We start from the raw sequence: 19,913 nt of genomic DNA on the forward strand, positions 1-19,913 counted from the left end.
ACAGGATCTGTTAACACAATCGCAAGAAATGGGGGGATGGCATTGTTGAAAGGAAAGCGGCAGAGAACCTGCCGCCATAAGCGTTATACGCTGGCCCCGCACTGCATTGAAACTGCAGGGCCACGGATAACGTTTAGTTATTCAGCTCATTCATTGAGCGAACCTGGTCACGGTTAATCTGTTCAGTTTGCCCGGTTTCCGCATTTTTGTACGACACCAGACCAGTATCTTCATCAACCTGAGGTTTACCGTCGGTTACGATGGTCTTGCCGTCGGTCGTCTTCAGCGCCTGGTTGGATGAACAGCCAGCAACGGTAAAGAGCGCACCCGCGGTCAGAATCGCTGCGGTCAGTCGTTTATATTTATAATGCATCATGTTTCCCTCCTGCTTTTCAGCGAATATTCATTATCACTCTAACCATTTTAGGTTAGCCGCCAGAATGCAGGAAGGAAACCAGAAAGCTCCGAAGCGGCATTATCGGCGATTTTCGCCGAATTTCTGCCTGAAACTCTCCGCTGCGCCGATCAGGTTGGCCTCGTTACGATACTGGCAGAGCAACAGCGTGGGCATAAATTCCGTGAGCTGCTTTTCTGCCACCAGTGCCCGAAGTCGAGCCTGAATACCCGCAAAGATGGCCTCATTAGCGGAAATACCCCCGCCGATCACCAGACAATCCGGGTCATAGCACACCTGCAAATTCAGCAACCCAACCGCCATCCAGTGGTAAAACCGTTCAACCTCTTCGCCAGCGACAAGGTCTCCCGCTTCGGCAAGGCGAAAAACATCGGCCCCTGAAACGCTCTCTACCGGCAGCGACAGGCGTTGCGCATAGCGTCTGGCCATCGCCACTGCGGTCCCCAGCTCGCTGAAAGTTTGTCCGTTATCCAGCGTCATCAGACCAAACTCTCCGGCATAGCGATGGCTGCCGCGGCGCAGGATCTTATCTTCCACAATCGCGCCGCCAACGCCGGAGCCGACAATGATAAACAGCACATGACGATAGTCTTTCCCCGCTCCCATCGCCGCTTCGGCAATGCCCGCCGCATTGGCATCGTTTTCAATACTGACCGGTAGCCCGAACAGCGCCGTCAGCTCTTCAACGATGGGGAAGCGATGGATATACGGAATAGCGCTCAGCCCGCCAATCTCACCGCGCTGCGGGTCAACGTTGCCGGGCGCACTGACCGCCACGCCCTGAATGGTATAACGCTGGCGATAGTCGTGGAAAATTGCCAACAGCTGCGCCTTCATTTTATCCCAGCTGTCCGGCGTTTTGACCGACGCGGTTTCTGCCAGCGAATCCTGCTCCCATACGCCGTATTTAATCGACGTGCCGCCCCAATCAAACAATAAAATAGCCATACACATCCCATAGTTAACTAATAATCGCGGAAAGAAACCGGGTTATTATGCCGGGGGCACAAAGGCCGAAACTTGCGCCTGCTCGCAACAATGAACCCCAGGGATACCCGCGACGTAGGATTTCTATGGTACAAAGTACCGGCTATTCATTTTCAGGGGCTTACCATGTCCGTTTCCATTGACATCATTTCCTGCATTACCGACCGTTTTGTTGAGCTGACCGCCACCGAGAAGCGCATTGCGCAGTTCATCCTCGACGACGTTCAGGCCGCAACCACTCTGCCGATCGCCGAAATGGCGCGGCAGACCGAAACCAGCCAGGCATCGATCACCCGCTTTGCCCGAGCCATTGGTTGCAAGGATGTGCGCGAGCTAAAGGTGAAGCTGGCGCAGTCGCTGGCGGTTGGGCAGCGTTTTATCCTCGACGTACCGGATCTGGAAGGGGTGCAAGGGATCTACGAAACGATCATCAACGTGCTGGAGATTAACCGCCGGGCGCTGGAGCCCGCGACGCTAAACAGCGCCGTCGAGTGGCTGAGCGGAGCGCGGCAGATCCTCGCTATCGGCATGGGCGGCGGCTCCACCATTTGCGCACAGGAAGTGCAGTTTCGCTTGTTTCGACTGGGGTTACCGGTGGTGAGTCAAAGCGACGGGCTACTGGTGCGGATGATGTGTTCCTCAGTCGCGCCCAATGATGTGGTACTGGCGCTGTCCCTCGGCGGCTACACGCAGGAAGTGGTGGAAAGCGCGGCGATCGCCCGTCAATACGGGGCCAAAGTCATTGCCATTACGCCCGAGGGGACACCGCTGGCCAGCAATGCCGATGTGGTGCTGCCGCTAATCGTGCGGGAAAACGACTATATCTTTAAGCCCAGTACTTCGCGCTATGCGATGCTGGCAATGGTCGACGTGCTGGCGACCGAGCTGGCAATGGTGGATAAGACGCAAACCAAGAACCGGCTGCGCCGGATTAAGCTGGCGCTGGATAGCCATCGGGGCGGGGTTGATCGGCAGCCGCTGGGGGATTAGTGCGGTTTTTCCCCTCACCCTAACCCTCTCCCCTAAGGGGAGAGGGGACCGAATGTGCGGTTTGGGGCTTCGCCGCTCAAAATGGGCACGCTTTTCTCCTTCTCCCTTCCGAAGGGGAGAGGGGACCGAATGTACGGTTTGGGGCTTCGCCGCTCAAAATGGGCACGCTTTTCTCCCTCTCCCTTCCAGGGAGAGGGCCGGGGTGAGGGTAAAACTCGCAACACCCCGCAAATTACTTCACCCGCTCCGCGTTGTAACAGGTCAAATCCACCTCAACCTTACAGTCCACCACCAGATCCGCCACGCAGCACACCCGCGCTGGCGGGTGGTCGGCAAAGAATTCGCGGAACACCTTGTTGAACGACTGGAAGTAACGCGCATCGGTAAGATAAACCTTCACGTGCACCACATCAGCCAGCGTATATCCCGCCTCCTGCATAATGTCCACGCAGTTCTGAATCGCCAGACGCGACTGCTCGACGATACCGCCTTCCACCACTTCGCCATCCTTCATCGGCGTTTGCCCGGAGACGTACAGCCAGCCGCCCGCTTCCACCGCTTTTGCAAACGGCAGATGCTGCCCGCCGGTGCCGGTACTGCCGCCCACGCCATAACGTTTAATGCTCATTGTTGCTCCTTTATTTTTGGCGGCCTATCGGCGTAAGAATCGCCCGGCACGCCCGATAACGTTGTTATTCTGACCATAGCTCATCACGCCGTTGACCATCACCGCCTCAATGCCAGCGGCCGGGCGCTGTGGGTCGCTGAAGCTCGCCACATCGCGGATAGTGTCCGGGTTAAACAGCACCAGATCGGCAAAGTAGCCACACTTCACCAGCCCGCGTTCGGCAAGCTGGAAACGCGCCGCGGACATACCGGTCATTTTGTGGACAGCCGTGGTTAGCGGAAAGAGTTTTTCGTCGCGGCTGTAGTGGCCCAGCACGCGTGGGAAAGCGCCCCAAAGACGCGGATGCGGCATCGGATCGTTCGGCAGGCCGTCTGAACCGACCATCGTCAGCGGGTAGCGCAACACGCGACGCACGTCCTGCTCATCCATGTTGTAGTAAATCGCCCCGGCAGGCATCAGCTTCTGGCCCGCTTCTTCCAGGGTCAGCGACCAGCTTTCGGCAATCTGTTTTAACGACTGCCCCGCCATTTCCGGGTGCGGCGTGGACCAGGTGATAACGATGTCGAAATCCGCCGTGATCTGTTTCATGTCCAGCGTCGACGAACTGGCGGAGTACGGATAACAGTCGCAGGAGACATCCTGCTGCTGACGCACCGCATCGAACAGTTTCAGCGTCTCCACCGTCCGCCCCCAGTTGTTGGCACCCGCACATTTATGATGCGAAACCACCACCGGCACCTTACCGTGGTGACCGACGCGAAACGCCTCGTCGAGCGCCTCGAGAATCGGCTCAAACTCCGAGCGCAGGTGAGTGGTATAAATACCGTTGCCTGCCGCCAGCTCTTCAGCCAGCGCCATCACTTCTTCGGTTGTTGACTGGAATGCCGACGCGTAAGCCAGACCGGTGCTCAGCCCAAGGGCTCCCTGTGCCAGCGCCAGACGCAGTTGCGCGCGCATGGCCTGAATTTCATCGTCGTTCGCCGGGCGGAACAGGTTGTCCATATAATTATTACGCAGCGCGGTATGGCCAATCAGCGTGCCGACGTTCACCGCCGGGCGTGCCTCGGTTACCGCCCGTGCATAATCGTCGACCGTCGGGTAGATAAAGTGCGCCGCTTCGCCGAGCAGATTCATTGGATCCGGCACCTCACCTTTGATGCTGGCCGAGGCCGCGCTGATCCCGCAGTTGCCGACAATCACCGTAGTCACGCCCTGGCTGATTTTGGGCAGGTACTCCGGCATGCGAATCACGTTGATATCATCGTGGGTGTGTACGTCGATAAACCCAGGCGCGAGCACACGCCCGTGGCCGTCAATGTCGTGCAGCGCCTCACCGTGAATGGCAGGCGCGATTTCCGCAATACGGTCACCCTTAACCGCCACGTCGGCGCGATACTGCGGGCCACCGCTACCATCAATCACCGTGACATTCCTGAACAGATAATCAAACTGCATCGCTTCTTTACTCCCGTCGTTTTCTGACTCAAATTTGACCATTTACAAGCACAGAAAACAGTGAAAGACTACGCAAAACCAACATGGAATTATGATACTTTAATTCATTAAATATTATAATTTATATAAATAACCATTATTTACAATAAATTAAATACAAACAAAACGATGATACAAAATCCGATTACGAAGGAATAATGTTATGAAATACCAGAACAATACCCTCGTCCCCCACAAATCCGCCCCGCTATTCACCCCGGCGAATCTCCTTAACGAAGACGTCTGCCTGCCTGCCGCCCTCATCAAAAAAGCGGCACTAGAAAACAATATTCACTGGATGCAACGCTATGCCGACACGCGCGGCGTGTCGCTGGCGCCGCACGGAAAAACCTCCATGACGCCGTGGATTTTTCAGCAACAGCAGCAGGCGGGAGCCTGGGCAATTGGCGTCGGTAGCGCATGGCAGGCCAGCGTCGCGATGGCGAGCGGAATTCGCCGCGTGCTGATGGTCAATCAGTTGGTCGGCAAAGCCAATATGCAGTTAATTGCCGAACTGCAAGGCGCATACCCGGAAGTTGAGTACTTCTGCTGTGTCGATAGCCTCGATAACGCACGCGCCCTCTCCGCCTTTTTCGCCGCGAAAAACCAAACCCTGAATATTCTGCTGGAGCTGGGCGTACCTGGCGGACGCTGCGGCTGCCGCACTGCTGAACAAGCGCTGACGCTCGCCGGGGAGATTTCGTCGCTTCCGGCGATTCGTCTACGTGGGCTGGAGCTGTATGAAGGCGTGCTGCACGGCGACAACCCACAGCCGAAGGTTGAAGCACTGCTGCGCGATGCCGCGGCGCTTGCCTGCCAGCTTGAACGCTATGTTGACGGGGAATTTATCCTCACTGGCGCCGGGTCGGTCTGGTATGACGTGGTGTGCAACGTGTGGCTGTCCGCCGCTAAACCGGCGAACTGCCGGGTCGTGATTCGCCCTGGCTGCTACATCACGCACGATGCCGGCATCTACCAACAAGCGCAGAATGACATTCTGGCGCGCGACCAGACCGCCTGCGATCTCGGCGGCGATCTGGCCTCCGCGCTGGAATTGGTGGCCATGGTGCAATCGGTGCCGGAAAGCGATCGTGCGATCGTCAATTTCGGCAAACGCGATAGCGCGTTTGACGCAGGATTACCGCAGCCTATCGCCCACTATCGCGACGGTAAGGCGCTCCCGCTGGCAGCGCACAGCATCGAAGCTACCGGCATTATGGATCAGCACGCGATGCTGAAGCTTGCGCCAGGTACCGATGTGAAGGTGGGAGACATTCTGATCTTTGCAACTTCACACCCTTGCCTGACGTTCGATAAGTGGAAAGCGTTGCTGCTGGTTGATGAGGACTACAACGTGCTGGAAACGCTGGAAACGGGGTTCTGAACCCGGAGCATGCCCGGACGAGGCGTGTAAACGCCAACACCGGGGTGACCCTATTGGGCCATTGCATTGCAGAGCAAATCCATCACCAACAGCGCTCCGTAACGCGGATCGTTGAGCGGTAGCGTCACGTTTTGTGGGTGACTCAGTGCGCTTTCCTGCTGTCCGATGATGACGATCTCCGCCCCTGCCCAGCGTGCCTGATGCACGGCCGCCGCTAACGCGTTACCCGCCGGACTACCGGCAAACACCACCAGCACCTGCCCCGCCCCCAGCATTGAGGCGGTAATGCCCATCAGCGCCGGATCCTGGCAGACGTTGGCTGGATAACCTAGCGTAAGCAACCGATACTGCAGCAGGCTGGCAAATGGGCTGTCGGCGGTGCTGGCGCTAAAGATATGCACCGCACGGGCCTGTTTTAGCAGACCCGCGGCACGTTCAACCTCTGTGGACGAAAGTTCGCTGAGCTGGGCATTCAACGAATGCTGGATTTGGCTGAGCCTTTCACGCCACGGCCCCGGCAGATCGCCCGCCGCCACCGGCGCGCTGGCCTGCGCCAGCTTCATGCGCAGATCGCGAATGTCGTCACAGCCCGCCGCACGGGCAAAACGGGTGATGGTCGCCGGGCTGACGCCCGCCGCCGTTGCCAACTGGTCAATGGTGGCCGAGGCGGCAAAGGCGACATCGCTGAGGATAGTCTGCGCCACGCGCGATTCCTGCTGGCTGAAATCCTGCAACCGCTGACGGATCAGGCTGAGGATATCCTCATTGCTGTCGCGGCCAATCGAGTGAGAAAAACGGTCCAGCACATCGCTACCGACGCCCGCATTTTTCGCCAACTGTTGCAGAGTATGCGGATCCATCCATGCCGCATCGCCCAGCATGGGGGCAGCCGTTTTATTCAAGCGGCTCTCCTGCTGCTGATGGCGCACCTGGCCAATAAAGTCATTGATATCCGCGCAGCCAATGCTGCGCGAAAAGTGTTGCAGCGTCGCCGGGCTGACGCCAGCCTTTGCTGCCAGCTCTTCAATCGTCGCCTCGGGGATCTGGGCAAAATTATCGAGGAAAAAGCGCGCCAGCCGGGATTCCTGCGCAGGCAGTCCGGATAACCCATGCACCAGCTGATAAACAATATCCATAACCAGAGTGTCCTCATGTGCGGCTCATTAAAAACATCATAATTTATTGAAATTATTTTTCAATTCATTCAGCCGAAGGGCGACACGTTATGCGATTAACCGGCGGCAAAGATTCATTTATCTTATCGCGATCACATTTTTATCCCTCTGACATGCCGTAAAGCAATATTTTAACGTCGATCACACTCATGAAAATAATTTTCATACATGCTACGTAAAACCGCTAATGTGTGAAATATGTTTTCAAACGAGGGAAATATTGTCATGAAAAAGATCATGTTGTGCTGCGCCGCCGGAATGTCCACCAGCATGCTGGTGCAGAAGATGCGTGCCGAAGCGGAAAAACGCGCGCTGGCGGTGGAGATCAACGCCTATCCGGTTGCCGAGATAGAAAGCATGCTGCCGCAGGCGGATGTGGTGCTGCTGGGCCCGCAGGTGCAGTTCGAACTCTCTCGCCTGCGCGAACTGTCCGCGCCGCTGGGTAAACCGGTCGAAGTGATCGACATGATGGACTACGGCACCATGCGCGGCGATCGCGTACTTGATAAAGCGATCCAACTGATGGCCTGAGGCCCAGGAGAAAGCGATGAAAATTACCGTGATTGGCGGGGGCAGCAGCTACACCCCGGAACTGGTTGAAGGATTAATTGCGCGTCATGCTTCCCTGCCAATGGCGGAACTGGCGCTGGTTGATGTCGAAGCGGGCCGCGAAAAAGTTGAAATTATCGCGGCGCTCTCTCGTCGCATGCTCGATCGCAACGGGCTGGAGGCGGTAAAAGTCTCGGTTCACTTCGATGCGGACGACGCCATCAGAGGCTCAAGTTTTGTGCTCACCCAGTTGCGTGTGGGTCAGTTACCGGCCCGCGCCGCCGATGAGCGTCTGGGCCTGAGCCATAAACTGTTGGGCCAGGAAACCACTGGCGTTGGCGGCTTCGCCAAGGCGCTGCGCACCATTCCGGTGATGCTGGATATCGCCAGACGCGTCGAACGTCTGGCGCCTGACGCATGGATCATCAACTTCACCAACCCCGCAGGTATCGTTACTGAAGCGGTGTCGCGCCACAGCAAGGCAAAGATCATTGGCCTGTGCAACGTGCCGGTGACCATGCACCACATGATTGCCGATATGCTCAAGCTGCCATACGACGACGTCTCGCTGCGCTTTGCCGGCCTGAACCATATGGTCTGGGTACATCAGGTGCTGGCGGCGGGCCGCGATGCGACCGACGAGGTTATCGAGATGCTGTGCGACGGCGAGCAGCTGTCGATGAACAATATCAAGGCCATTCCGTGGCCACCGGTGCTACTGCGCGCGCTGCGCGCCATTCCTTGCCCGTATCACCGCTATTTCTGGCAGACCCGCACCATGCTGGAAGACGAACTGGCGGATGCCGACAGCAAAGGCACTCGCGCCGAGCAGGTGATGAAGGTCGAAGCGTCGCTGTTCAAGCTGTATGCCGACCCGAATCTGGACAAGAAACCAGAAGAGCTGAGCCAGCGCGGCGGTTCGTTCTACTCCGAAGTGGCGGTGCAGTTGATTAACGCGCTGCACAACAATCTTGGCATTGAGATGGTGGTGAATACCGCCAATAACGGTGCCATTCAAGGACTGCCGGACGACGCGGTGATAGAGACCAATTGCCTGATTGATGCGCTGGGCGCGCATCCGCTGGCCTTTGGCAAACTGCCGCCGCTGATGAACGGCCTGACCCAGCAGGTCAAGGATTTTGAGCGTCTGACCATCGATGCCGCCGTGCACGGTGACAAGCAAAAAGCGCTGCTGGCGTTGGTTGCCAACCCGCTGGTCGCCGATGTGAATCTGGCGTCGGCGCTGGTCGATGAAGTGCTCACCATCAATAAAGCGTGGCTGCCGCAGTTCAGCCAACAATAAATACAACAATAGCCCGGTCAGCAACGTCTGCACCGGGCAGGGGGTGTCTGTGAATAAGTCGATAATAGATAAATACGTTTTACCGACCGCGCTCAAAATCGCCGGACAAAAACATGTGCTTTCGGTGCGTGACGGGATCATCCTGAACATGCCGTTTATGTTGATAGGCTCGTTCTTCCTGATCTTCGCCTATCTGCCGGTGCCGGGCTACGGTACGCTGATGACCGAGCTCTTCGGCCCAACGTGGCAGGAAAAGGTGCTCTATCCGGTGAAAGCGACCTACGACATCATGGCGCTGATCTCCAGCTTCGGTATCGCCTACCGTCTGGCGGAGAAGTACCGCACCCTCGACCCGCTGACCGCCGGGGCTGTCTCCCTGGTGGCCTTCGTGATGACCATTCCACAGCACATCATGTTTACCCCGGCGGGTAGCGACGTGGCGCAGCTGGTCAAAGGCGTCATGCCTATGGGGCAGATTGGCAGTCAGGGGCTGTTCGTGGCAATTCTGATTGCCCTGCTCTCCACCGAAATCTACCGCTTCGTTAACGACCGCAACCTGGTCATCCGCATGCCGGAAGGCGTACCGCCGGCGGTGGCCAAATCGTTCCTCGCGCTGATCCCGGGTTTCTGCGTGCTGGCAGTGGTGCTGGCGCTTCGCCTGCTGGTTGAAGCGACGCCGTTTGGCGATATCAACACCATGATCACCGAGCTGGTCGGTATTCCGATGAGCCACGTCGGCGGCTCGCTGCCGGGGATGATTATTTCAGTGCTGCTGATTGGCATTCTGTGGATGCTGGGTCTGCACGGCGACACCATCGTACTGGTGTTTATCCGCCCGGTCTGGCTGAGCAACATGTCCGAAAACCTGGAAGCGTTCCAGAACGGCCTGCCGATTCCCCACATTATCACCCAGCAGTTCTACGACCTGTGGATTGCGCCGGGCGGTACCGGGGCGCTGTTAGGGCTGGTTATCTTTATGATCTTACGCAGCCGCAGCGTGCAGATGAAACAGCTGGGTAAAATTGCCGCGCCGGGCAGCCTGTTTAACATCAGCGAACCCATGGTGTTTGGCATTCCGATCGTGATGAACCCGTATCTGGTGGTGCCGTTTATCCTTACGCCAGTGGTGCTGGTGATTGTCTCCTACGTGGCGATGACCACCGGTTTAGTCGCCAAACCGGCGGGCATTGCGCTTCCGTTCACTACACCGATTGTGGTCAGTGGCTACCTGGCGACCGGCGGGCATATTTCCGGCTCGGTGCTGCAAATCGTCAACCTCGGGATTTCGCTGGTGATGTATTACCCGTTCTTCCGCATCTGGGATAATTTGAAATATCGCGAGGAGATGGCGAGTAAAACGCAGCAGACCGCAGCGGCGACACCAGCTACGGAACAGTAATTCACCTATAACCGTAGCCCGGCCAAGCAAGCGCCGCCGGGCTACAAAAGATTTCCTTTATCAGAAACCGTACTTCACGCCCAGCATACCGCGGGTATCGCTGTAACCTTTATCGCCAACCTGCTGCGCCACGTTACTCCATACCTGCAGACGCGGGGTAATTTGCCCTTCCACGCCCACTTTCAGTTCACCGATATGCTTCGTGCCACGCATATCGTTACTCACGTTATCCATTTTCACGCTGGCAGCCTGCGTGTTGTGTATCCAGTTCGCTTCCACAAACGGTTGGAACTCTCGTGACTGGCCATTATCGATAGCGTTGTGGCCCTTGATGTAAGCTCTGACCCCCAGGCGAGTCAACAGATTACCGCTGGCGTTATCCTTCACGCGGGTACCGTTCATTTCGCGGTGATCGTCAGCCTGCACGCCCATCCACACCGCCTGTGCTTTCGGCTGCAGCCAGTAGCTATTGCCTTCGCTTGCGCCCAATTTAACGCTATAGCCGGCTTCAACGGAGGCGGTAATACCCTTAGATTTGTACTTCTCAGCCGCCTGATCCTGTCCCATCACCTTGTTATCAAACCAGTTATACAGCGCCCAGGTATCCACATAAGTCCCTGACTTGTCGATATCATTCGCATACCAGGTGCCATAAAGGCCGACGCTATAGCCGCTGACCTCGCCACGGGAATGATAACCGGTTGCGGACGACTGCGTACGGCTCTGACCGTTGGCGTAGCCCGCCATCGCGCCAATGTGCCAGCGGTCAAGGCCGTCACGGCTCCACTGTGCCAGGTCGCCGCCCAGCTGTAACACATAGCTATTGCTTTGGGTTTTCAGCTGTCCGCTACCGTCTTTGAAACGGGCATGACCACCGACAGTTCGCATCCACAGACTGGTCACCTTTTTCTCCCCTGTGAGCATATCGGTGTACTGGGTTTCTCCCAGACGGTCATGCAAACGCGTCATGAACAGCGTGTTCGCCGCAGAGTTGTTGGCAAGATAGCTGCCTGCTTCCGGGCGGATCTGATGCTCAGTGACCGGCTGCGGAGTCGGCTCCTCTGGCTCAGGAATGACTGGGTCAGGGTCCACAGGAGGCTCCTGATCTTTCGGTTGAATGTAGCTGGTCAAATACCAGTTTTTATCTTTCTGAACCACGTTGTAGTCATAGGCCCCGGCAACAATACGGCTCGCTTTTTCAAAAGTACCGTCGGAATTGCCTGCAATGTTGATGATTTCAATCCCTTCGAGGGTTTGCGCGCCTGTCCCACCGATGTTATTCACCGCGACAAATGTGTTACCCGAGGTGTTACCAAGAACCTTCAGCATGTCCGTTTCAGAGCCATCGCCATTAAGCACGGTGTTCAGGACCAGCTTACCGCCATTGCCGACATAATCTTCATTGATAGTCAGCGTCTGCCATGGCTCGCCGTCGACATGGTTAAAATTAACGGTCGCACCGCTGTTCAGCGTCAGGTCGGTAAGCGTTGAGCTATGGGTCATATTCCATGTCGCATCGCGCATTTGTACAGAGATTACGCCAGTGCCCGCCGTGGTGCTGGTGATATACGACGCCCCGTTCCACAGCGAGTTGTCCGTCATATTGAGCGTAATCGTGCTGTTCTGCTGCGACAACGTACTGGTAGCCGCAGTCGCGCCAGCGGCGTGAATATCACCGTTAACCCGGAAGTGCCCCCCCGCGGAGCCGTCAACGATACCGCCAGTTTCAGTACTGATGGCGTAGCTTTCACTGCTGTTGTCGCCCGCTATGGCGATCGTCGCGCCACCCGCCAGGTTAATGCTACCGCGAGAGATTGCATATAAACCGCGAGGAGCCTTGCTGTATGAGGCGGCTTTACTGGCGCTATTCACATTAATGGCGGCATTATTGCCCAAATTAACGGTACTGTTAGTAGCATATACCCCGTGCGCGCTGGCCCCGTTCACCGTAATCGTGGCGTTGTTGCCAAGCTCGGTTGTGGAAGAAGAAGCCGCGTAAATCCCCGTTGAAGAGTCGCCGAGGGTCTCAATAGTGGCGTCATCACCCAAACGGATCAAGGAACCACTTTGTCCGGTGCGTAACCCTTCCGAACCGCTGCCGGTCGTCACGATGTGCGCACGATTGCCGACGATAATCGTATTTTTAGCCAGTGATGCATCTCTCATGGCGTTAGCGGTAATGCCACGCCCCTGGCTGCCGGTGGTTTTGATGTACAGATCGTCGCCGACATAAATATTGGCCGACCCCGTCCAGCCCTGGCTCAGCGAGTTGTACCCGGCATTAATACCATCACCATCCTGACCATCCACGTAGATGCGGGTTCGGTCGCCAGTAATAATGAACACCGGGTTACTCGGAGTATTTGCCCCATGAGTGCGAATACCATCGACATCTTTACCATTGTTCGCGGCATTCTTCGACTGCGTGCGAATCGTCAGGTCGTCGCCAAAAATAACGCCTGGGCTTCCTGTGGCGCTATTTTGAATGACGGTCAGGGAATGCTCAAACGCTTCCATCCCAGGACCATTGAGCGTTAAATTATTGCCATATACAGGAATAGTACCTGCACTCCACTGATAAACGTAATTCGGCATGGTGCTGGTTTTGGCGAAGTTCGCATTCGCCTGAGCCGGAATAAGCGCCTGTAGCTCTGGTGGCAATTGGCTCACCAGTCCACTGGAAGGTAGGCTATCAATATCGACCCAGGCTGCATGAGCCGGATAGACTACTGAGCCTAATGCGATTGATATCGCGAGAGCAATTCGTGAGTAATACTTGGGGGTACGCATTTATTTGCCTCCTGCATTCGGGCGTAGAGCGTCCTCCACATCGCAATGACGTGGACAATATGAATAAAAATATGGCTATAGAATATTTAATAAAATCGTTTGAATACGCTGTCCCAATTTGCTCTCGAGACTACGTTTATACGCATAGATTTTATTAATACTGCTGATATTGATTTCCTGCTGAATACCGACTCCTGAAATAAAACTATTCAGCAAGAGAAACTCTGCAGCGTTCAACGTGCGCCCACGCTTGATATTCTTACGCCGACCGGTAAATAAACGATGAATGCTTTGTTGCTGCACCAGAACATCATCATCAGCGTAAATAACGCCATGAACGTTATCATTATTCAAAAACCAATAGTTAGCCAGGGGAGTGAGGCTACTATCAGCAATAATAACAATATACATACCGCTATTGGCCAACCAATCAAGCCATTGCGGCTGAGAAAAAGCCCGCAAGTTTGGTAAAGAAAAATCAACAAAGATAAACCCTTTAGATAAATGATTTTTATTGCTTAGCAATAACCTTTCAATGATGCCTCTTTTCAGAAAGGAATTCCCCTCTGGCCAAATGGCAAACTCAGTATTACAACAATACTGAGTTCGCAGATCGGCATCAGGAAATAGCTGGCAGGCTAACTCACAGCTGATGCAACGAACAGCTTTCGAACGTGCTTTTTCCATTCAATATGATGCCTTTCGTATGTTCTCTTAATATCCCATGAATAAATAAATGAACCACTACCTATCATCTATTTACTCAACCAATGGCTGATGGCGATGAAATATAAATAAAACTCCGAAAAGCCTGAAGTGAAGTCCTGTTATTAAGCCTTATAAAGTTCTTATATGAATTCTTAAATGAAGTATCTGTTTGTATTTATTGCATTTTACAATGAAACCCAGCTCCCCCAACACCAGGGGGTTATACCTGTCATATCAACAGCAAGCGACAGGGGATGTCGCCAGAATTAATGTGTACAGAGGAACACCGGACGCTTGCCGATGGTAAACATAAAGCCACGGTGGCCTTGTGTCAGGATCGTGTAATTGATCGTTTTACCCGGATAGACATAAAAGTCGGGTAAAATCGTTGCGATGACGGCATCCGGTAGCGTTTCATCACGCGTCACCTTATTGATATCCTTCGAGACAAAGTGGGTGCTATCTTTGTTTTCACTCCATGTATAGGAAACATCACGGCGGATAACGTCACTGACTTTATTATCGACGTAATACGTCCCGTTGACGGACACCACCCCGGTGTGTTTTTCCAGCGAATACATAAAATCCAGCGTCAAATTTGCTTTGGTGTTTTTATAAAACACCATTACGGGGGCCGTACATTTCTCTGGATCGCGGTTTCTTTCCATACGCAAATGAAGAAAATGCCCCATTCCTGCGCCCAGAAACAGCAGTGCCAGACAGCTCGACAACAGCAATCGTCTACTCATGCATCGCTCCACGGAAGAAAAGAGTAATACAGCCGGTATCTCCGCGCGTCTTATAAGGGCGCTGACAAATCAGCGCCACCAACCCTGGGATGTGACTACCAGAGAGGAAATAAACCCACGGGTATTTTTGACAATCCATACCCGTTTTGAGAATCATTGTTTTATAACTTTCAAATCGGCTTACGCTGCTGATATCTTCATTTCTGGAAAAGAAATGACAACCCTGCGCCGTTTCCACCAATGCGTACCGATCGTAAAAATTTTTATCTGGAACGGTCTGCCAGCTTATATATCCCAGAACCATGCCGACGATCAGCGATGCGAGCATCCACAGTGGCGCAATATTACGTTTAAAGTGACGGCGCGGTAACGGCCGAGGAGGCGACGCTTTTTTTTCGCTTTCCTGTGCAGCGGCCTTGTTGATGGTTAAAATATCCACCCCAGGTTCAATCTGAAAACCTTTACGTGGGACGGTGGTAATCAGCGTATCTTCTGTTTCACCAACGGTGCGTAATCCACGGCGAATAATAGAGATGTTTTGGTAAAGCGTATTGGCAGGCACCACCATGCCGCCCTCTTCCCACACTTTTTGAAAGAAAGTTTGCTGTGCGACAACGGCAGGGGCGTTTTCCAGTAAAAGATGTAAACAGCGGCTGGCTGGGGTGGTCAGAATAACGGTAAGCTCTGGCCGGGATAATGACGCCAGACGATTCCTCTCCGGATTGAACTCTATATTGCCGTTAATTATCCATAACATCGTATTGTTACCATGCCAAAGCGGATCGCGGAGAGGATTTATCGATACCGTAAAGTATAGCTCTGCACAGCTTTGCGGCACGTTACCTTATCATCCAGAATTACGATAACGTACTGTATTGGTCGTCATTCTGCTACGTAGATGTGATAAAAAAAACGCCGGGCAGATGCCCGGCGTTTTTTGTTGCTTGCACTTATTTTTTAATCTGTGCGTGCATTTCCTGTACAGAGGTCACTTTCTCTTTGGCATCTGCATTCAGCGCCATCGCCGTAGCGAAACCGCCGTTCAGGGTAGTGTCGTAGTGCACTTTGTACTGCAGCGCGCTGCGGCGAATCAGCTTGGAGTCTTCAATCGCCTGACGACCTGCGGTGGTGTTGATGATGTAGGTGTATTCGCCATTCTTGATACGGTCCTGAATGTGCGGACGACCTTCATGCACCTTGTTCACCAGACGCGGGTTGATACCGGCTTCGCCCAGCACAATCGCGGTACCGTGGGTGGCATCCAGCTCGAAGCCTTGTTTCAGCAGCTTAGCGGCCAGGTCCACCACGCGCTCTTTGTCGCCTTCGCGAACGGAGAGCAGCGCACGGCCCTGTTTCTTCATCGTGGAATTACTGCCCAGCTGCGCCTTAGCGAACGCTTCCGCGAAGGTACGGCCTACGCCCATCACTTCCCCGGTAGAGCGCATTTCTGGCCCTAACAGCGGGTCTACGCCCGGGAATTTGTTGAACGGCAGCACCACTTCTTTCACCGAGTAGTACGGCGGGATAATTTCTTTGGTCACGCCCTGCTCGGTCAGCGATTTGCCGGCCATCACGCGCGCCGCCACTTTCGCCAGCGGTACGCCGGTGGCTTTGGAGACGAACGGTACGGTACGCGCCGCACGTGGGTTGACTTCAATCAGGTAGACTTCGTTGTCTTTCACCGCAAACTGCACGTTCATCAGGCCGCGCACCTGCAACTCGAAGGCCAGCTTCTGCACCTGCTGGCGCATCACATCCTGAATCTCCTGGCTCAGCGTGTAGGCTGGCAGGGAACAGGCGGAGTCGCCGGAGTGTACGCCCGCCTGCTCGATGTGTTCCATGATGCCGCCAATCAGCACCATTTCGCCGTCGCAGATGGCGTCAACGTCCACTTCAATCGCATCATCAAGGAAGCGGTCCAGCAGCACCGGCGCATCGTTAGACACGCTGACCGCGGTCTGGAAGTAGCGACGCAGGTCGGCTTCGTCGTAGACGATTTCCATCGCGCGGCCGCCCAGGACGTAAGACGGGCGCACCACCAGCGGGTAACCAATCTCTTTCGCCTTCTCAACCGCTTGTTCAATGGCGGTGACGGTGGCGTTCGCCGGCTGCTTCAGCTTCAGACGGTCAACCGCGTGCTGGAAGCGTTCACGGTCTTCCGCGCGGTCGATGGCGTCCGGGCTGGTGCCGATAACCGGTACGCCTGCGGCTTCCAGTTCACGCGCCAGCTTCAGCGGGGTCTGGCCGCCGTACTGCACGATAACGCCCTTCGGCTTCTCGATGCGCACGATTTCCAGCACGTCTTCCAGCGTGACCGGCTCGAAGTACAGACGGTCTGAGGTGTCGTAGTCGGTGGAGACGGTTTCCGGGTTACAGTTGACCATAATGGTCTCGTAACCGTCTTCGCGCAACGCCAGCGAGGCGTGTACGCAGCAGTAGTCAAACTCAATACCCTGACCGATACGGTTCGGGCCGCCGCCGAGGACCATGATTTTATCGCGGTCAACGGACGGGTTAGATTCGCACTCTTCTTCATAGGTGGAGTACATGTAGGCGGTATCGGTGGCGAATTCCGCCGCGCAGGTATCCACGCGCTTGTAGACCGGGTGCAGGTTGTACTGGTCGCGCAGCTTGCGGATTTCCGCTTCGCGCACGCCCGCCAGCTTCGCCAGACGCGCATCGGCGAAACCTTTGCGCTTCAGGTGACGCAGGAAATCAGCGTCGAGGCCGTTGATGCCCACTTCCGCCACTTTCTCTTCCAGACGCACCAGCTCTTCAATCTGCACCAGGAACCAGCGGTCGATGTTGGTCAGGTTGAACACGCCGTCGACGGAGAGGCCTGCGCGGAACGCATCGGCGATGTACCAGATACGATCTGCGCCCGCGTCTTTCAGCTCGCGGCGGATTTTGGTCAGCGCTTCCGGGTCGTCGAGGCTCACTTTCGGGTCAAAACCGGTGGCGCCCACTTCCAGGCCGCGCAGCGCTTTTTGCAGGGATTCCTGCTGCGTGCGACCAATCGCCATCACTTCACCAACGGATTTCATCTGGGTGGTCAGACGGTCGTTAGCGCCAGCGAATTTCTCGAAGTTGAAGCGTGGAATCTTGGTGACAACGTAGTCGATAGACGGCTCGAAGGAGGCCGGCGTACGGCCGCCGGTGATGTCGTTCATCAGTTCGTCGAGGGTGTAACCCACCGCCAGTTTCGCAGCAACTTTGGCAATCGGGAAGCCGGTAGCTTTGGAGGCCAGCGCCGAGGAGCGGGAGACGCGCGGGTTCATTTCGATAACGATCAGGCGGCCGTCTTTCGGGTTCACCGAGAACTGGACGTTAGAACCGCCGGTTTCAACGCCGATTTCACGCAGTACCGCCATCGAGGCGTTACGCATGATTTGGTATTCTTTGTCGGTCAGGGTCTGCGCCGGGGCCACGGTGATAGAGTCACCGGTGTGGATGCCCATCGCATCGAAGTTTTCGATAGAACAGACGATGATGCAGTTGTCGTTTTTATCACGCACCACTTCCATCTCGTACTCTTTCCAGCCGATCAGCGACTCATCAATCAGCAGCTCGTTGGTTGGCGAGAGGTCCAGACCGCGTTCGCAGATTTCTTCGAACTCTTCACGGTTGTAAGCGATACCGCCGCCGGTGCCGCCCATGGTAAAGCTAGGCCGGATGATGCACGGGAAGCCCACGTCAGCGGCAACCGCCAGCGCTTCTTCCATAGTGTGTGCGATACCGGAACGCGCGGTGTCGAGGCCGATTTTCTTCATTGCCACATCGAAGCGACGACGGTCTTCTGCTTTATCAATCGCGTCGGCGGTGGCGCCAATCATGGTTACGCCGAACTCTTCCAGCACGCCCTGACGCTCCAGCTCCAGCGCGCAGTTCAGCGCCGTCTGGCCGCCCATGGTCGGCAGCACCGCATCCGGACGCTCTTTTTCGATGATTTTGCGCACCACTTCCCAGTGAATCGGCTCGATGTAGGTCGCATCGGCCATCTCCGGGTCGGTCATGATGGTGGCCGGGTTGGAGTTCACCAGAATAACGCGGTAGCCCTCTTCGCGCAGCGCTTTACACGCCTGGGCGCCGGAGTAGTCAAACTCACACGCCTGACCGATAACAATCGGGCCCGCGCCCAGAATCAGGATACTTTTTATGTCTGTACGTTTTGGCATGGCTCTTATTACTCCTGATTATTTCGCGGACTGACGGTATTGCTCAATAAGCTCGATAAAGTGGTCGAACAGCGGTGCCGCATCGTGCGGGCCTGGGCTCGCCTCTGGGTGGCCCTGGAAGCTGAACGCCGGTTTATCGGTACGGTGAATCCCTTGCAGGGTACCGTCGAACAGGGATTTGTGGGTCACGCGCAGGTTGGCTGGCAGCGAGTCTTCATCAACTGCAAAGCCGTGGTTCTGCGCGGTGATCATCACCACATTCTTATCCATGTCTTTCACCGGGTGGTTACCACCGTGGTGACCAAATTTCATCTTGATGGTCTTCGCACCGCTCGCCAGCGCCAGCAGCTGATGGCCGAGGCAGATGCCAAATACCGGAATGTCGGTCTGGAGGAATTTCTCAATCGCGTCGATGGCGTAGTCGCACGGTGCCGGGTCGCCAGGGCCGTTAGACAGGAACACGCCGTCCGGATTCATCGCCAGCACTTCTTCAGCGGAGGTTTTCGCCGGTACCACGGTCAGGCGGCAGCCGCGGTCAACCAGCATGCGCAGGATGTTGCGCTTGGCGCCAAAATCGTAGGCCACCACGTGGAACGGCAGCTCTTCTGCGGACTTGGCTTCCGGCAGGTCACCCGCCAGCGTCCAGCTACCCTGCGTCCAGCTGTAGGATTCAGCCGTGGTCACTTCTTTTGCCAGGTCCATCCCATTTAAGCCCGGGAACGCTTTGGCTTTTTCTAAGGCCAGCGTAGCATCCAGGTTATCGCCTGCGATGATGCAGCCGTTCTGAGCGCCCTTCTCGCGCAGCAATCGCGTCAACTTACGGGTATCGATATCGGCAATCGCCACGATGTTATGGCGTTTCAGGTAAGAAGAGAGGTCTTCGGTGTTGCGGAAGTTGCTGGCAATCAGCGGCAGGTCGCGAATAACCAGACCCTGAGCGTGAACCTGAGAAGATTCTTCATCGGCGGCATTGGTGCCGACATTACCAATATGGGGATAAGTAAGAGTGACGATTTGGCGAGAATAGGAAGGATCAGTGAGGATTTCTTGATAACCGGTCATTGAAGTATTGAAAACGACTTCCCCAACCGCCGAACCTGTTGCCCCTATGGCCCGACCGTAAAACTGGGTTCCGTCTTCCAGAACCAATAGCGCTGACTTAATCAA

Annotated in this window: 16 protein-coding genes; 5 read left to right on the plus strand and 11 right to left on the minus strand. The window is 55.4% G+C overall.

Annotated elements, in window-relative coordinates; genetic code table 11:
• Positions 1 to 133: 133 nt before the first annotated feature.
• Complete coding sequence (locus K7B04_RS01225; protein WP_163448268.1) at positions 134 to 373, minus strand: YgdI/YgdR family lipoprotein; 240 nt, start codon at positions 371 to 373, stop codon at positions 134 to 136.
• Positions 374 to 475: 102 nt separating this feature from the next.
• The gene (locus tag K7B04_RS01230; RefSeq protein ID WP_223803326.1) at positions 476 to 1,363 is read right to left on the minus strand and encodes an ROK family protein; all 888 of its coding nucleotides are present in this window, start codon (positions 1,361 to 1,363) and stop codon (positions 476 to 478) included.
• A 165-nt stretch (positions 1,364 to 1,528) separates the two neighbouring features.
• Between K7B04_RS01230 and K7B04_RS01235 the strand changes: the two genes are divergently transcribed.
• Complete coding sequence (locus K7B04_RS01235) at positions 1,529 to 2,392, plus strand: MurR/RpiR family transcriptional regulator (protein WP_163448232.1); 864 nt, start codon at positions 1,529 to 1,531, stop codon at positions 2,390 to 2,392.
• Positions 2,393 to 2,624: 232 nt separating this feature from the next.
• On the opposite strand, the gene K7B04_RS01240 is transcribed toward K7B04_RS01235, so the two are convergent.
• Complete coding sequence (locus K7B04_RS01240; protein WP_163448231.1) at positions 2,625 to 3,020, minus strand: RidA family protein; 396 nt, start codon at positions 3,018 to 3,020, stop codon at positions 2,625 to 2,627.
• 24 nt (positions 3,021 to 3,044) lie between these two features.
• Positions 3,045 to 4,475, minus strand: a complete 1,431-nt coding sequence (locus K7B04_RS01245) for a D-aminoacylase (protein WP_223803327.1) — start codon at positions 4,473 to 4,475, stop codon at positions 3,045 to 3,047.
• Between the two features lie 202 nt (positions 4,476 to 4,677).
• Here K7B04_RS01245 and K7B04_RS01250 point away from each other — a divergent pair, with 202 nt between their 5' ends.
• Positions 4,678 to 5,898 (plus strand): amino acid deaminase, encoded by a 1,221-nt coding sequence (locus tag K7B04_RS01250; protein WP_163448230.1) that lies wholly within the window; start codon positions 4,678 to 4,680, stop codon positions 5,896 to 5,898.
• A 50-nt stretch (positions 5,899 to 5,948) separates the two neighbouring features.
• Here K7B04_RS01250 and K7B04_RS01255 read toward each other — a convergent pair whose 3' ends face one another.
• Positions 5,949 to 7,034: a MurR/RpiR family transcriptional regulator gene (locus K7B04_RS01255; RefSeq protein WP_163448229.1), complete on the minus strand. Its 1,086-nt coding sequence runs from the start codon at positions 7,032 to 7,034 to the stop codon at positions 5,949 to 5,951.
• Between the two features lie 264 nt (positions 7,035 to 7,298).
• Here K7B04_RS01255 and K7B04_RS01260 point away from each other — a divergent pair, with 264 nt between their 5' ends.
• The 3 genes from K7B04_RS01260 to celB are packed head-to-tail and all read left to right on the plus strand — an operon-like array spanning position 7,299 to position 10,324.
• Complete coding sequence (locus K7B04_RS01260; RefSeq protein ID WP_106925318.1) at positions 7,299 to 7,604, plus strand: PTS sugar transporter subunit IIB; 306 nt, start codon at positions 7,299 to 7,301, stop codon at positions 7,602 to 7,604.
• Positions 7,605 to 7,620: 16 nt separating this feature from the next.
• Positions 7,621 to 8,925 carry a 6-phospho-beta-glucosidase gene (locus K7B04_RS01265; RefSeq protein ID WP_223803328.1) on the plus strand — a complete coding sequence of 435 codons (1,305 nt, stop codon included), beginning with the start codon at positions 7,621 to 7,623 and terminating at the stop codon, positions 8,923 to 8,925.
• A gap of 49 nt (positions 8,926 to 8,974) precedes the next feature.
• On the plus strand, positions 8,975 to 10,324 hold the full coding sequence (gene celB / locus K7B04_RS01270) for a PTS cellobiose transporter subunit IIC (RefSeq protein ID WP_223803329.1): 1,350 nt from the start codon (positions 8,975 to 8,977) through the stop codon (positions 10,322 to 10,324).
• A gap of 60 nt (positions 10,325 to 10,384) precedes the next feature.
• Here celB and K7B04_RS01275 read toward each other — a convergent pair whose 3' ends face one another.
• The 6 genes from K7B04_RS01275 to carA form a co-directional block, all read right to left on the minus strand.
• A complete protein-coding gene (locus K7B04_RS01275; RefSeq protein ID WP_223803330.1) occupies positions 10,385 to 13,114 on the minus strand; it encodes an autotransporter outer membrane beta-barrel domain-containing protein in 2,730 nt (909 codons plus the stop codon).
• A gap of 75 nt (positions 13,115 to 13,189) precedes the next feature.
• The gene (locus K7B04_RS01280; RefSeq protein WP_223803331.1) at positions 13,190 to 13,801 is read right to left on the minus strand and encodes a helix-turn-helix transcriptional regulator; all 612 of its coding nucleotides are present in this window, start codon (positions 13,799 to 13,801) and stop codon (positions 13,190 to 13,192) included.
• A 287-nt stretch (positions 13,802 to 14,088) separates the two neighbouring features.
• Positions 14,089 to 14,553 carry a hypothetical protein gene (locus tag K7B04_RS01285; protein WP_167577348.1) on the minus strand — a complete coding sequence of 155 codons (465 nt, stop codon included), beginning with the start codon at positions 14,551 to 14,553 and terminating at the stop codon, positions 14,089 to 14,091.
• 10 nt (positions 14,554 to 14,563) lie between these two features.
• Complete coding sequence (locus K7B04_RS01290; RefSeq protein WP_163448223.1) at positions 14,564 to 15,328, minus strand: transcriptional regulator; 765 nt, start codon at positions 15,326 to 15,328, stop codon at positions 14,564 to 14,566.
• 193 nt (positions 15,329 to 15,521) lie between these two features.
• Positions 15,522 to 18,746: a carbamoyl-phosphate synthase large subunit gene (carB, locus tag K7B04_RS01295; RefSeq protein WP_223803332.1), complete on the minus strand. Its 3,225-nt coding sequence runs from the start codon at positions 18,744 to 18,746 to the stop codon at positions 15,522 to 15,524.
• A gap of 18 nt (positions 18,747 to 18,764) precedes the next feature.
• A complete protein-coding gene (gene carA, locus K7B04_RS01300; protein ID WP_223803333.1) occupies positions 18,765 to 19,913 on the minus strand; it encodes a glutamine-hydrolyzing carbamoyl-phosphate synthase small subunit in 1,149 nt (382 codons plus the stop codon).

It is taken from the genome of Kluyvera sp. CRP (assembly GCF_019930565.1).
In the GTDB taxonomy this organism is placed as follows: domain Bacteria; phylum Pseudomonadota; class Gammaproteobacteria; order Enterobacterales; family Enterobacteriaceae; genus Kluyvera; species Kluyvera georgiana_A.